General features: G+C 44.7%; 11 protein-coding genes. 3 read left to right on the top strand and 8 right to left on the bottom strand.

Annotated features, from left to right (window positions below):
- Window positions 1-300: 300 nt before the first annotated feature.
- On the bottom strand, window positions 301-645 hold the full coding sequence (locus tag ABWW54_RS13480) for a hypothetical protein (protein WP_353412871.1): 345 nt from the start codon (window positions 643-645) through the stop codon (window positions 301-303).
- Window positions 646-737: 92 nt separating this feature from the next.
- Window positions 738-2,885: a TonB-dependent siderophore receptor gene (locus tag ABWW54_RS13475; protein ID WP_353412870.1), complete on the bottom strand. Its 2,148-nt coding sequence runs from the start codon at window positions 2,883-2,885 to the stop codon at window positions 738-740.
- A gap of 90 nt (window positions 2,886-2,975) precedes the next feature.
- On the opposite strand from ABWW54_RS13475, the gene ABWW54_RS13470 reads away from it, so the two are divergent.
- Together ABWW54_RS13470 and ABWW54_RS13465 are read left to right on the top strand one after the other, a co-directional pair.
- Entirely contained in the window at window positions 2,976-3,530 is a 555-nt protein-coding gene (locus tag ABWW54_RS13470; RefSeq protein WP_353412869.1) for a hypothetical protein, read from the top strand.
- Window positions 3,531-3,540: 10 nt separating this feature from the next.
- The gene (locus ABWW54_RS13465; protein ID WP_353412868.1) at window positions 3,541-4,980 is read left to right on the top strand and encodes a PepSY-associated TM helix domain-containing protein; all 1,440 of its coding nucleotides are present in this window, start codon (window positions 3,541-3,543) and stop codon (window positions 4,978-4,980) included.
- A gap of 140 nt (window positions 4,981-5,120) precedes the next feature.
- On the opposite strand, the gene bfr is transcribed toward ABWW54_RS13465, so the two are convergent.
- A complete protein-coding gene (gene bfr, locus ABWW54_RS13460) occupies window positions 5,121-5,585 on the bottom strand; it encodes a bacterioferritin (protein ID WP_353412867.1) in 465 nt (154 codons plus the stop codon).
- Between the two features lie 858 nt (window positions 5,586-6,443).
- Between bfr and ABWW54_RS13455 the strand changes: the two genes are divergently transcribed.
- Entirely contained in the window at window positions 6,444-7,298 is an 855-nt protein-coding gene (locus tag ABWW54_RS13455) for a PDZ domain-containing protein (RefSeq protein WP_353412866.1), read from the top strand.
- A 208-nt stretch (window positions 7,299-7,506) separates the two neighbouring features.
- Here the strand turns inward: ABWW54_RS13455 and ABWW54_RS13450 are convergent, their stop codons facing one another.
- The 5 genes from ABWW54_RS13450 to pstC form a co-directional block, all read right to left on the bottom strand.
- Window positions 7,507-9,168, bottom strand: coding sequence for a DUF8508 domain-containing protein (locus ABWW54_RS13450; protein WP_353412864.1), 1,662 nt, complete (start codon window positions 9,166-9,168; stop codon window positions 7,507-7,509).
- A gap of 101 nt (window positions 9,169-9,269) precedes the next feature.
- Window positions 9,270-9,983: a phosphate signaling complex protein PhoU gene (phoU, locus tag ABWW54_RS13445; protein WP_353412863.1), complete on the bottom strand. Its 714-nt coding sequence runs from the start codon at window positions 9,981-9,983 to the stop codon at window positions 9,270-9,272.
- A 24-nt stretch (window positions 9,984-10,007) separates the two neighbouring features.
- Complete coding sequence (pstB, locus tag ABWW54_RS13440) at window positions 10,008-10,838, bottom strand: phosphate ABC transporter ATP-binding protein PstB (protein ID WP_353412862.1); 831 nt, start codon at window positions 10,836-10,838, stop codon at window positions 10,008-10,010.
- 31 nt (window positions 10,839-10,869) lie between these two features.
- The gene (gene pstA, locus ABWW54_RS13435) at window positions 10,870-12,162 is read right to left on the bottom strand and encodes a phosphate ABC transporter permease PstA (RefSeq protein ID WP_353412861.1); all 1,293 of its coding nucleotides are present in this window, start codon (window positions 12,160-12,162) and stop codon (window positions 10,870-10,872) included.
- Window positions 12,155-13,582: a phosphate ABC transporter permease subunit PstC gene (gene pstC / locus ABWW54_RS13430; protein ID WP_353412860.1), complete on the bottom strand. Its 1,428-nt coding sequence runs from the start codon at window positions 13,580-13,582 to the stop codon at window positions 12,155-12,157. Before pstC ends, pstA begins: the two co-directional genes overlap by 8 nt.
- Window positions 13,583-13,649 lie beyond the last annotated feature (67 nt).

Here is a 13,649-nt window from a genome sequence, read left to right as displayed (position 1 = left end):
TGTCTGGCATGAAAAAAGAAGTATAGAGCACAAGAGAATTGAAACGATGGCTAACTTTGGCATGGGAATAAGGGAAAACAGAAAAGAGGGTTTGTGGGATTATTAAGCCAATAATAGATCACTTTGACATAACACTATATTTTAATTTGACACCGAGCTTATAAGAAAGTGCGGGCCTTGCTCACTCGGGCGCAATACCGCTAACTTCACTGATAAGGCGATTCCTATTTATCCTTTGATCACATGACGCTGGGGCTTTGTTTACGCTATATCCACGGGCGTGATGCGTGAGGGAACAACTCACTTTAAGTAATAATGAGTCAACGTTCTCAACTCGCTTTCCAATCGATGAAGCTCGCGCTTCTCTTGCTGGGTCCACGACAACTCTCTGATTTTACTGAGAGGCAGGTAGCAGTTATCTAAACACCAACCTCGCCAACAACTTGCTATCAATGGATCACAAACTGTGTCAGAGATAACTTCGAGTATTTCTATTTGCACACGACGATTTTGTTCGCGTGACAAAGTTTGAGCCGCACTGTTCGCCGCTCTAATAAAACGAGTAAGTATCTTCGGGCATGTTCCACACTTGCCATGCCTTACGGCCTGGCTAAGCGGATAGTCACGAAGTGCATTTTTAAGCATTTTTTCCCCCAGAGTGAGTTACGCTCAATACGATAAGGACCCTATTGAGCGCACACTCGTGCTAAATCAGAATAAAGTTACACATCCTGGTTTCAAAAATTGTAGCGAGCGGTTCCCACGATGGTTCTTCGTTCGCCTTGGAAGCAATCGCCTCGAATGAGACAAGTGGCTTGATATTCTTCATCCGCTAAATTTCTAGCGTTTAGCTGAAACATCCAGTTTTCCATTTTGAAACCTATCATTGCGTCTAATAGCGTGTAAGACGGCGTTTCGATAGTATCTGCGCCACCAAAAGACTCTCCAACGTACCGAGCACCTAACCCAGCACGAAAGCCAGTCTCACGATATTGACCGTACCCCAGCCAGGCAGAAGCCTGTGATTCGGGAACGGAGGGAAACTGAAAGCCTGCATCAGTCTCAGTTTCTAAATCACTGATATTGGCCTCTAAGCTAAACTCTGAAAATCTGAACTTTGCTTCAAGCTCCCAGCCTTTGACTGTATCAATACCACCAATCTGGGTTTGGCCAATAGGTGTGGAAGTGAGCAGGTTCGATTGCTCGATATCAAAATACGCCATGGTGATAAGTCCAACAGAGCCCGGTAATTCGTATTTAATACCCGCTTCTACCTGTTCTCCTTCTTGTGGTTTAAAAGAGGCTCCGGTCACGGCATCAATACCGACAATTGGCTCAAACGATTCAGCGTAACTTATATAAGGAGACAAACCATTTTCAAACTGATACAAAAGCCCAGCGGCAATACTCGTAGCATCATCTTCCTGTAACGAAGTACCTACACGGTTTTCCGTATCATCTATTCTAAGACCTAAGTTTAAATGCAATGCTCCTAGTGTCATTTGATCGTTAATATAAAGTCCTAAGTCCTTTATATTGACCTCCTGCCCATCGACTAAGTTAGCATCGAAGACCGACTGTGGAGGCACCGCTCCGTAAGACGGATCAAAGACATTAATCCAAAAAGTGTCTCCTACCGTGGCATCAGGCCCACCCGTGGTGAAGTCGTAACCAATGCCATAAAGGTAAGTGAAATCATCATCGGTAGTTACGTCCTGCAACTGCGCACCCATCATTAACTGATGCTCTACCGCACCGGTGTCAAACGAGGCTCTAAAGCGCAAATCGATGGCATCTTGTTCTGACGTTGCTGCACTCTGATAAAAACTGCGAGGGACACTGCCACCTTCGTACAGACTGCCATCCGCATTTCTCACAAATCGATCAGCACTAAAGCTAAACGATACCCAAGCTTGCTCATAATCGCGCTCGCCTTCAGTATGACGCGCCGTCAATTGCATTCCCCAGACATCATTAATCTGATGGTCGGCTAACAGCGTAATAGATTCCGTCTTACCATCATAATTGTTAAACCCAGGCTCGCCTGCGAAGAAGTCGCTATCAATAAACTGACCGTTTTGGGCCGGTAACAAGGTTCCCACTACGGGCAAAAACTGCGCGCCAGGATCAGCCTTTGAATCTTGATAGTTTAAAAGTACGGTGATTTGAGTGTCCTCTGACGGTGCATACGTCAAAGACGGAGCAATGACCAACGCATCGTCGCTTATGTAGTCAACCTGCGTGTCGGTTTCTCGTTTAAGACCAACGAATCGATATAACCAATGACCAGCTTGATCAATCGCGCCACCAAGATCAACGCCCAATTGCTGATAATCATGACTTCCAAATGACGCCACTATCTCATTCTTTTCATGATTTACCGGCAATTTTGAGACAACATTTACGATGCCGCCAGGCGACCCTTGCCCATACAGAACGGATGCGGGCCCCTTAAGAATTTCGACTTGTTCTAGTGTGTACACCTCTGGCCGCGTGTTGTTAAAGTTTCCAAACAAGGACTGCAAACTGTCTTGATATTGCGGAACATCAAGACCACGAACTCGGACATAGTCGCCCCGAGTAGCGAATCCAAACGTTTCACCTGTGACGCCAGCACTGTAAGTGTAAGCATCCGCCAGTTCCAATGCCCCCATGTTAAGCAAATCTTGCTCGGTTTCGATTGAAATCGAGCGCGCAGTTTCGAGTATTGGCGTATCAGTTTTAATCACCGAATAGGCAGACGTTTTAGCAACGACTGTTATTTCCTCTAAATCTTCACTACTTTTTTCCTGCGCATTAACAGTACCTAACTGTGATGCGCTCAACAGCGCAACAACGCTCATCGAGATACTGCGCATTGCGCGTGGTGTTTTAATTAATTTCATAACTACCTAATAATTGAATATGTAACATGACGCGCAGAAATATAGTAAACTATAAATGCAAATGCAAACAATTCTCATTTATATTTACACATGATACTAACACTCACTTTAATTTCATTGCTAGTGGGCATAGCCATTTACTTGGTTTTCGGCCTTTGGCGACAGAAAATTCGCTCATCATTGCGGATCACAGCCGCTATCTTCGGTCTACTTCTATCAAGTAGCTATTTAGCCATCCGAGAATACGGCGTTGAATTCGGAGTTATCTACTTTTTTTTAATTGCGTCAGCTTTGGCGCTCACGATAGTAGCTTTAAACACCCAACTTAAGACGGTCCAGCGAGTGATACCAAAGGACATACACACCGTAAACCCATCACTAAAAAGCGCGATGCATCATTCGTGGAATTTTGTTGTGGTTATCTTAATGTGCTTAACCAGCTCTCTATTCGTCACCATCTATGCCACTCACTTTTTCATTCAAGGCACCGTTGCTCAGCTAGCAAGTATCATTATCATCTTCCCGATCCTTTGGGGAACGTTAGCCTACGTCTTTTTGATGCTAGAAGGTCGAAAACGCAACCTTGCATCAGCCGCCCTCACCACATTATCTAGTCTATTCATCGCCACCGCATACATACAGTAAAAGGAAAGTCATGTCAGTCGCCAAACGTTTTTTTAGTCAGTCTCTTAATGCACACAAATGGCTAGGCCTCCTTGTAGGAGCATTAATGTACCTCATATGCTTGAGCGGGACTCTCGCCGTCTATTTCGAAGAGCTCGAACGCTGGGAACAGCCTCACGCCGAAGAATACCTAGATTACGATCCGCGTGTGCTCGATGAAGCGTTCAATCGCTTTCTCATCGAACAGAACGAGCTCGTCACGCCGCACATGTATCTGACTCTCCCAACCGACGTTGTGCCCAGAGCGGGCATTTCAACCGAGCAGCAAGGCTGGTACCTCAATAAAGACGGTAGTACGGGATCTTCTACAGCACACCCCTTTACAGACCTCATCACTGATTTACACATTTATCTACACCTACCAGAAGCGTGGGGTGTAATTGTGGTCAGCGCGCTTGGCGCGATGCTACTTGGGTTAATTATTTCAGGGCTTTGTTCTCACAGGACCATTGTCAAGGACGCCTTCAAGTTTCGTATATTTGGCAGCAAGCAATTAGAACAAACGGATTTACACAACCGACTGAGCGTATGGGGAGCTCCATTCCACATTATGATTGCGATTACAGGCGCCTATTTTGGCCTGGCCATGATCGTGCTTGTCGCTTACAGCCAATTATTTAACGATGGCGATGTCAACGATTTAACCAAGCAAGTGTTTGGCAGCGAACCCGAGTTGAATCTACCCGTCAACGGAATTGCAATCGGCTCAATGTTAGAACAAATGCCAGAGTTAGCTCCTGGTACGAAACCTCTTTTTGTGATCGTTCATGACGCAGGTACACCAAAACAATTTGCCGAAGTATTTACTCAGTACCCAAATAGACTTATTTATTCAGACAATTTTGTATTTTCCCCTTCAGGCGAATTTTTAAGCAGCCGCAATTTTTCCGAGGGTGATTTCAGCAAACAGGTTGTCTACTCTATGTATCGTCTACATTTTGGTCACTTTGGTGGCTGGGGTGTTAAGGTTCTCTATGCGCTTCTCGGACTCGCGCTCACTGTGATCTCCGTGTCCGGCATAAATATCTGGTTAGCCAAACGCAAACACGTCGACAGCCTCAATTTTATCTGGCCTGGATTCGTCTGGGGAGCGCCCATGGGCATCGCCGTAGCCGGGATTTCACGATTCGCATTTGGCTATATTGAAAACTGGATTTTCTGGGCCACTATTGTCGCGTGTTGCAGCTACGGGCTTGTTGTTAAAAATGAATCGAAAGTATCAATGACACTAAAAGCCGCTTTATTTATTAGCATTCTAGGTTTACTAGCCGCCTATTTTTCCTACGCTCAAGAGTCATTCAATAATGCCAGTTCTCTAAATGTAACTTACGTTCTAGTGACTTCATTAGTTGCTGCGATTGCCTTTAAGGTCGCAAAGGGAAGACTAAACAGTAACTCGATAGTGAGTTAAAAGGGAGCTTATCCTTAAGCCAGCAAAAATGACCCTATTGAAGAAAACATAGGAATAGCGTCCTATGTTTTTACACATCACCATAAAAAAAGGCGACGGTTAATCACCGTCGCCCTTAATATCAAATTCGCTGATTAGAATTACATCATCGACTGCAAATAATTCTGTTCACCCACTTTGTGATAAAGCTCAATTTGAGTCTCTAACCAATCATAATGCTCTTCTTCGTTATCCAAAATAGAAGCGAAAAGATCTCGTGTGACGTAGTCACGAACTTTTTCACAGTGCTCAACCGCATCACGATACACCGGAATCGCCTCTGCCTCTAAACGTAAATCACACTCCAACATCTCTAATACGTTTTGGCCTATGTACAACTTCCCAAGATCCTGAAGATTAGGCAACCCTTCTATCATCAGAATACGCTCTATCAACATATCAGCATGCTTCATTTCATCGATAGATTCTTCGTACTCCTTCTCGTTAAGCTTTTCCAAGCCCCAGTTCTTATACATCCGAGCGTGCAAAAAATATTGGTTAATTGCAGTGAGCTCTAGCTTAAGTGCCTGATTTAACAGTTCAATAACGCCTTCTTGCGCTTTCATGGCCTTCTCTATATGGAAATTCTAAAACTGAAGAATACATGAAATTGTCTTGAAAAACCACAAAAATATCCATAAGCCATTGTTTTTTAAGTGTATTTTTAAATACAACAATTCTCATTCCCGTTAGCATTCACGACTGTAAATGCTAATAATGGCACCAATAAGAATTACTCTTATTTAAATAAGCAATAAATCGGGCTACAACGCCGAGCATAAAATGGTCATCAACAACGTCAAAAGGGGTTGAAACGGTTACCTCGTTATTTGAACGGGAAAAGAACAAGCCGAAAAATGCATTGCTTGAAAGCTCTTGTGAGCGAGATCTCCATCGCTATCGTGATTGTTACGGGCGTGCTGCTTCTCCTAAAAAGGAAATACAATGGATCCAGCCGTCAACTGTAAAGGGTGTAAGTAAAACTCCGACCATCAGCTTTGGCTCGATCTTGGCAAGCCCAAAGAATAAATGCTACTCAAACTTCAGAGCTGCTCAGACATTAAAAGGATTGAGGAAAATTTCGCCACGCACAAGCCTCTCAAGTCAACCCTCTGTCTGGACTAAAAGCGTCAATATGGGTTGGAGGGAATTGGAGTAAAAACACATCAGCCAGACGGTGCTATCGCGACTACAATATGGACAGATCAATGAGTATCGCCGGCATTAAAAAGAGAGAGAAGAAAAGAGGTTCACGCTCGATTACAGCATGGGGTTTTGATTTAACTTCGCCGAATGTTTACCTCAGGCACGAATGCAAGCACAGCTTCCTACATCCTCCTCTTAACTATGTTGTCACTGTAATCGAACGCCACACTTTCTGGTCTACAATAGTCAAGAAAGTCACTATTTCCTGGAGGAAGAGCATGCTAGAAAAACAGACTACTGTGATAGCTTTTTTAGCGGCATTGTTTGCGAGCATTTTAACTATTGGATTATCAAGCCAGTTTTCAGGGATCGGCACTAATGGTGATGGTTATAAATCGAACGCACAGCTCATCGAAGAGCTTGATAACCTAACAGAAAGGCTGGGAGGTGAAACTCAAGCAAGAAGAGAGCTTGAGCAAAAATTGGAGTCTTTAGCCCTAAGCATCACGCCCTTGCCAATGTCACAAACCACACAGCACGCACCGACCGTAACCGCTGAGGATCAATCTCCCAACGAATTGCTAGAAGACAATGCTCGGGCAGAACAAGCTCGAGCGTTTCGTGAGCAAATTCAAGTTAGCAGAGGATCCAACCCGAGGAAGCAGCATTTACTGCAAAACGGTTTCGCTGAGGATGAAGCAAACTGGGTTCTCCAAGCCGAAAGCCAAGTGCAACTGGATTCGCTTCAAGCTCAATATGATGCGAGGCGAAAACAAGCTTTGCGTCAGCAAGCAGAAGGAACATTGCAGAAGAGCCAGGCTCAGCAACTGCAAGAAGCATTGGGAGTGGATTATTATGAGCGGTATCTTGAAGCAAATGGCTTACCAACGTCGGTGGGCGTGTCTTCCGTCCTTGAGGGTTCGCCTGGGTTCAATTCTGGTTTAAAAGCAGGAGACAGAATCTTGTCCTACAACGGAAACAGAGTGTTTAACATTCGAGAACTCAATCAAATGACGATTTTGGGTGATCAGGGTCAAAGTGTATTATTGGAAATAGAACGTAACGGTAATCCGCAACAAATCACAATCCCCAGAGGCCCCATTGGTATTACCAGTCGACGCGGTCGATTTTAACAAACAGACAAAAAGAAGCAGAGACGATTAGCGGCCATATTGCAATTCGAAAGCATCTTTGACTCGTTGTGTTTAACGCCTTTTAAGCGCGGCATCTAGCGGCGGTCACAACCCTGATGAGCCTCCCCAGAAACGTATTCACCAACTAAGAGAAAAGACCTAATCTACGACTGCGCGCTGGATAGAGCCGACAAATCAAACTGAATGTCTAAAACGATATCTTCGCAATAACGTAGGCGTGATCACTGGGTTTATCCGTCTCGGTGCCTGGTTCTATACCGATCAGCTCATTGCCATGAATAATCTCGTATTCTGCTCTGTCCTTTACATGCATTTCTTTAGAAACAACGCCGTGCATTAATACCTGGAGTTTTCCGCGGTGATTATAGTCATATCGTTCTTGCGGATCTAAGTCAAAGACAAGATTGTGACTGCTTTCTCCAACCAGTATGCGCAATGGCTCACTGTTCTCACCGTCATTAAAATCTCCGGTTACGTAATAGTCTTGCCCTCGCTGACCGATTCTAATCGTTTCCTCCAAGATCACTCGTGCCTGCTCGGTACGAACACTCAGTTTGCCATCCACACCTGGGTTTGATGGAGAAAAAATACTCGATTGATGCCGCTTAGAAGCCAAGTGAACATTAATGATGGTGAGATGATTGTCCGTCCCTTTCTCAATGAATTCGCACACAAGCGGTTTTCTAGAGTCCTCGTAGCTGGCGTTATCTTTCCCCAATACTCTAGTGCTATGAGCCAACAACTCGATTCTATTTGGATTATAAAGAAAACCATTTCGAATATTTCCGCCCGGCTGCCCTCCATCCATACCCAGCTCAGGATTAACATCAACCCAGTGATATTCCACTCCAGACAACTGCTCAATCGTTTTTATGAGCAATTCATAGGTTTCGTTCGCGGCTGTAATTTCCGTTAGCTCAGCGCCATCGTTGTCTTGAATTTCCTGTAACGCAACGATGTCAGGCACATTAGCTTGCAGTGCTACTGCTTGAGCTAAGGTGTGAAACCGACCTTCTCCCCAGTCGTCGTCCACATCTTGTCTAGGGTTTGTGACGCTCTTCTCAGACTCAACATGCGGATCTAGGTTAAAACAATTAAGTGTCATTACCGTTATAGAATCTGATTCTGGCACCAAGTTGGATTTCGTTATATCAACATAATTTTGATCAAACTCAAAGTCCTGACTCACTGCCATTTGGTAGGCGCCAACTCTGTAGTTTAGCGGACCAGTCACCGATGTTCTGAGGGTTGAACCCAGATTCACTCGCCTTGCGAAATCATACCTAGTAACCCTGAACCCAGGGAACCAGCGCAATGGATTTGAACCTTCGACAATCACACCGCCATCGTCGGTTGTGATGACATCTGCCTCCTGCAGTTGTTCCGGCAGCGCTAAAACATAGTCCCCATAAGCGTTGCTGGGAGCGATGAAAGTACTTCCGCTCTTTATCGTCATCAGCATTCCCTCCATACTGTTCAAGGTCAGAGACAGCGTTAGATTGGTGACTTTCAATAACTCTGAGGTGAATTCAATCGGTGTGATTTTCTCACCAGACAACCGATTAACTTTCAGCGATTCGAGGTGTATTTGAGTAACCGGCTTCGCATCATCGTCCTTTAAGAAGTCCACACAGGTACCTGACACTTCTACATCAGCACCGACTGTGGTCGTATAGTCAGGACTGTACACAAAGATCGCATCTGACCCTTTTCCATCCCATTCCTTATTTGGGGTTTGGATAAAAAACCCCTTTCTGACAATCCCTGTAACAACACCCCTGGTAACAACTGGTTGCCCTGCGTAAGGTGAGTTCAGCGAATCACCTTGTATTTCTCGAATACTGACCACCTGAAATCCTCATAACAATGATTTTCTTAATGCCATGAGTATAACGAAAAAAGGCTAATCGACGTGAATCGATTAGCCTTATAAATTCGACTAACTACTAACTAGGACAGTTGCTCACTAACCTCATCCAAATCAATGTGACGAATATCTTGGCCTTCGACCAGATAGATTACGTTCTCGCAAATATTAATGCAGTGGTCTCCAATCCTTTCTAACGATCGTGCAGCCCACATAACATCAAGCCCATCTGCAATATTATTGGGATCTTTTTTCATGAACTCGATGAGCCTAACAACAACCCGAGAGTATTCATCGTCGATCTCTTGGTCTTTGCGCATCAATTTTACGGCGCTCCTGGTTTTAATGCGGGCGTATGCATTAAGTGTTTCATGAAGCAATTCTTTCACATGCTCAGTCAGGGACTGAAGACCTTTAAATGCTTTCTTTGACGCGTCATGATCCATGGCATGACGAATCATATTTGCCACACGCTCAGCTTCATCGCCAATTCTTTCAAGGTCTCGGACGGACTTGGTTGTTGCGATGATGAGTCTAAGGTCCCCAGCCGCAGGATGCCGCCTAGCTAGAATCTGAGTACACTCTTCATCAATCTGCATTTCAAGATCATTGATTTCATCATCCAATGTCTCAACATCAACAATTGCGGCACTATCTCCGTCGCGCAAGGCATCCAATACCTTGTCTAACTGAACTTCAACAAGACCTCCCATTTTCAACACGCGGGAACGAATCTCATCAAGTTCTTCATCGAACTGGCGGGAAATATGACCGCCGACTTTAATATTATTATTCATATCTTATTCCGAATCTAATTATCCCTAGCCGATCCGGCCAGTAATATATTCTTCTGTCAATTTATGTTGAGGGTTAGTAAACACCGTTGAAGTGTCATTGACTTCGATGAGTTTACCCAGATGAAAATACGCCGTACGCTTTGAAACACGAGCTGCTTGCTGCATCGAGTGAGTCACAATACATATTGTAAAATTCTCGCTCAGTTCGTGAATCAGTTCTTCTACTGTTGCCGTGGCAATAGGGTCTAACGCCGAACAAGGTTCATCCATCAGAATAACCTCCGGGTTTACCGCAATGGCACGCGCAATACAAAGGCGTTGCTGTTGCCCACCAGATAAGCCCGTCGCTGGCTCATCTAATCGATCTTTAACCTCTTTCCACAAACCGCATCTAAGCAAACTCTTTTCTACCAATTCGTCTAGCTCAACTTTATTGTCAGTTAAACCGTGAATACGCGCTCCGTATGCCACATTTTCATAGATCGATTTTGGAAATGGATTAGGCTTCTGGAAAACCATTCCAACACGCGCTCTTAGCTCGACGACATCAATTTTTTTATCATAGATGTCCAGATCACCTAACTTCAATTCGCCATCAACGCGACAAATATCTATGGTGTCATTCATTCGATTAAGACAACGCAAGAAAGTTGATTTTCCGCAACCGGATGGCCCGATCATAGATATCACCTGGTTCCGTCCGATATCCAAATTCACATCGAAAATCGCCTGCTTTTCACCGTAAAATACATTGGTATTTCGAACGTGCATTTTGGGGTCTTTCAACAATGGCTGACCGACCGTTTCGTAAGTTTCTTTTGCAATTTCAGACATAGGATTGTGTGCAGTGTTCATTTATATTTATCCAAGAGACATTATTTGCGGGTTACCAGCGGCGTTCAAGTCGCTTTCGCAACCACACCGCCAAACTGTTCATAAAGATTAGAAAAGCCAGTAGTACCATAATTGCCGCAGAGGTTTTTTCTACGAAGGCACGTTCTGGGCTATCAGACCATAAAAAGATCTGTACTGGTAACACCGTAGCGGAGTCAGTAATGCTCGCGGGTGCATCTACAATAAAGGCTACCATGCCTATCATCAACAATGGAGCCGTTTCTCCAAGAGCTTGGGCCATCCCAATAATGGTACCGGTCAACATCCCAGGCATAGCCAATGGTAGTACATGATGAACCACTGTTTGCATTTTAGATGCGCCCATACCCAGCGCCGCATCTCTTATTGAGGGCGGAACTGCCTTAATAGCAGCCCGACTCGAAATAATAATGGTCGGCAATGTCATTAGGGTGAGAACGAAGCCACCGATAAGAGGCACTGACCTTGGCATTCCAAAGAAGTTAATAAACACAGCGAGACCAAGCAAACCAAAGATTACCGATGGGACGGCCGCAAGGTTGTTAATATTTACTTCAATGAAATCAGTGATTTTATTTTTAGGAGCAAATTCTTCTAAATAAATAGCGGTGGCCACGGCAATTGGAAAGGAAAGAATTAACGTCACGAACAAAGTCAACAATGACCCCATGATCGCCCCTTTTATTCCCGCCAGTTCTGGCTCACGCGAATCCGCATTACTAAACAATATAGTGTTAAAACGTTTCTCTACATTACCCGCTTGAACAAACTTATCGACCAACGCTATTTGAGAGTCACTTAATCTACCGATGACCTCACCTTCAGCCAAATCACGCCCATAGCTGTGCTTATAGTACGTGTCAAAGTCATCATCAGCCACGATCGAAATTTTTTGCGTGGTACCCAAAATTGAAGGGTCGGCCAACACCATGTTTCTTAAGATAAGGGGGGCGTCACTGGTAAACAAAGCGTAAAGCGCTCGCTTATCTTTGCGACCTGTCACTTCAGGGTTTTGCGTACGTAAAACCTTTCGAAAGAATGAGTTAAATGATGCAGCCTTAATCTCTTTTTCAGTACTGTTCTGATTCAAACCCAACTGAGTTTCATCAAATGGGATTTCGATATTGATGTAGGTTTGCGTAAAAGCGCCGATACCCTTACTGATAATATCGGTAAAAAGAAAGAGCACACACGCTAAGCCAAAGCCTATCGAAATGCGTCCAAACCATTTAAATCTTGACTCAGCTCTATGCCGCTTTGCCAGTTGCGCCGAACGACGTTCAGCGGTGCTTTTAGAATTAGTCATATTGTTCTCTGTATTTCTTAACAACACGCAACGCAATGACGTTAAGCGCTAATGTGATTACGAATAAAAACAGCCCTAATGCGAATGCAGCGAGCGTTTTAGCACTGTCGAATTCTTGGTCACCCACTAATAAGGTAACGATTTGTACAGTTACCGTTGTTACGGCTTCCAATGGATTTACCGTCAAATTCGCCGCCAGACCTGCGGCCATGACGACGATCATTGTCTCGCCAATGGCCCGCGATGCAGCAAGTAAGATCCCTCCCACAATGCCAGGTAAGGCCGCAGGGAAAATCACCTTTTTAATTGTTTCAGATTGCGTGGCACCCAAACCGTATGAGCCGTCGCGTAAACTTTGAGGCACCGCATTAATAACGTCGTCTGACAGAGAAGACACAAAAGGAATGATCATCACGCCCATAACAATGCCAGCGGCCAAAGCACTCTCAGAGGAAACGTTCAAAGACGCTAACATCGTATATCCATTTTCTGCCCCCCAATCTCTTACTGCGTCACCGATATTTCTTATCGCTGGTGCGACTGTGAGCGCGGCAAAAAAACCATAAACAACCGTAGGTACACCGGCAAGTATCTCAAGCGCAGGCTTAACCACCCCTCGCACACGAGCAGATGCGTACTCAGACAGATAAATTGCCGACATCAACCCTACTGGAACGGCTATCAGAAGAGCGATAAATGAAATTAGCAAGGTACCAACGATCAGTGGAATCACCCCAAAGGACCCAGATGCGCCAGTTTGATCCGCCCTTATCGCGATCTGAGGGCTCCAATGAGTACCGAAGAGGAATTCAGTGAAAGGCACTTTCTGAAAAAATTGAATCGATTCAAAGAGTACCGAAAAGACGATTCCAAACGTTGTAAAAATAGCGATACTCGAACAAATTATCAGCGAGGCATTAAACACGCGCTCTACAGGGTAACGCGCATTATTGTCTGCCTTGATGGTTCTAAAACCTAACAACCCTCCGACAACGAGAATAATAAGGGCCAATATCGGCATGTATTTTTCGCTGGCCTGATTGAGGCTCGTAAGCCGTTGTATCGCTGGAGAGTATTCCTCACCTAGATTTCCAACGCCACCAATTCCTTGAGCGGCGTTGCTGACTTGGCTCATGACCAGGCCCAAGTCCTCTTTGCTCAACTGTTTTGCATCATTGGGCAGACTGGCTTGGACCAATGAATCGATAATGGCACCGTCGAACACAGACCACAGGCCAATAAGCAGCAACGCAGGTAACAACGCCCATAACCCCATCAAACTGGCATAGTAATTCGGTAAGGCGGCCAAATTGCGAACCCCACCCACGGGCTTTGCAATTTGGTGCGATCTTGTGCGGCCTAAAAAGTACGCCGAAGCGGCACCGGCCAACACAACAATTAATAAGGTAGATAATGACATTCGCTATTTCTATGTTTTTGTTTTTTATGGTGATGATTTGAACTGACAAACCAAAAACTATTGAGAC

The sequence above is a fragment of the Arenicella sp. 4NH20-0111 genome (genome assembly GCF_040366405.1).
In the GTDB taxonomy this organism is placed as follows: Bacteria; Pseudomonadota; Gammaproteobacteria; order Arenicellales; family Arenicellaceae; genus Arenicella.
The sequence above is the reverse complement of the archived record's forward strand: the minus strand, read 5'-3'. Positions and strand labels throughout refer to the sequence as shown.

What these genes read in the sequence shown, in the direction of transcription:
- ABWW54_RS13480 (WP_353412871.1), bottom strand. Translation starts at nt 645, where the DNA reads ATGCTTAAAAATGCACTTCGTGACTATCCGCTTAGCCAGGCCGTAAGG.
- ABWW54_RS13475 (WP_353412870.1), bottom strand. Translation starts at nt 2,885, where the DNA reads ATGAAATTAATTAAAACACCACGCGCAATGCGCAGTATCTCGATGAGC.
- ABWW54_RS13470 (WP_353412869.1), top strand. Translation starts at nt 2,976, where the DNA reads ATGATACTAACACTCACTTTAATTTCATTGCTAGTGGGCATAGCCATT.
- ABWW54_RS13465 (WP_353412868.1), top strand. Translation starts at nt 3,541, where the DNA reads ATGTCAGTCGCCAAACGTTTTTTTAGTCAGTCTCTTAATGCACACAAA.
- bfr (WP_353412867.1), bottom strand. Translation starts at nt 5,585, where the DNA reads ATGAAAGCGCAAGAAGGCGTTATTGAACTGTTAAATCAGGCACTTAAG.
- ABWW54_RS13455 (WP_353412866.1), top strand. Translation starts at nt 6,444, where the DNA reads ATGCTAGAAAAACAGACTACTGTGATAGCTTTTTTAGCGGCATTGTTT.
- phoU (WP_353412863.1), bottom strand. Translation starts at nt 9,983, where the DNA reads ATGAATAATAATATTAAAGTCGGCGGTCATATTTCCCGCCAGTTCGAT.
- pstB (WP_353412862.1), bottom strand. Translation starts at nt 10,838, where the DNA reads ATGAACACTGCACACAATCCTATGTCTGAAATTGCAAAAGAAACTTAC.
- pstA (WP_353412861.1), bottom strand. Translation starts at nt 12,162, where the DNA reads ATGACTAATTCTAAAAGCACCGCTGAACGTCGTTCGGCGCAACTGGCA.
- pstC (WP_353412860.1), bottom strand. Translation starts at nt 13,582, where the DNA reads ATGTCATTATCTACCTTATTAATTGTTGTGTTGGCCGGTGCCGCTTCG.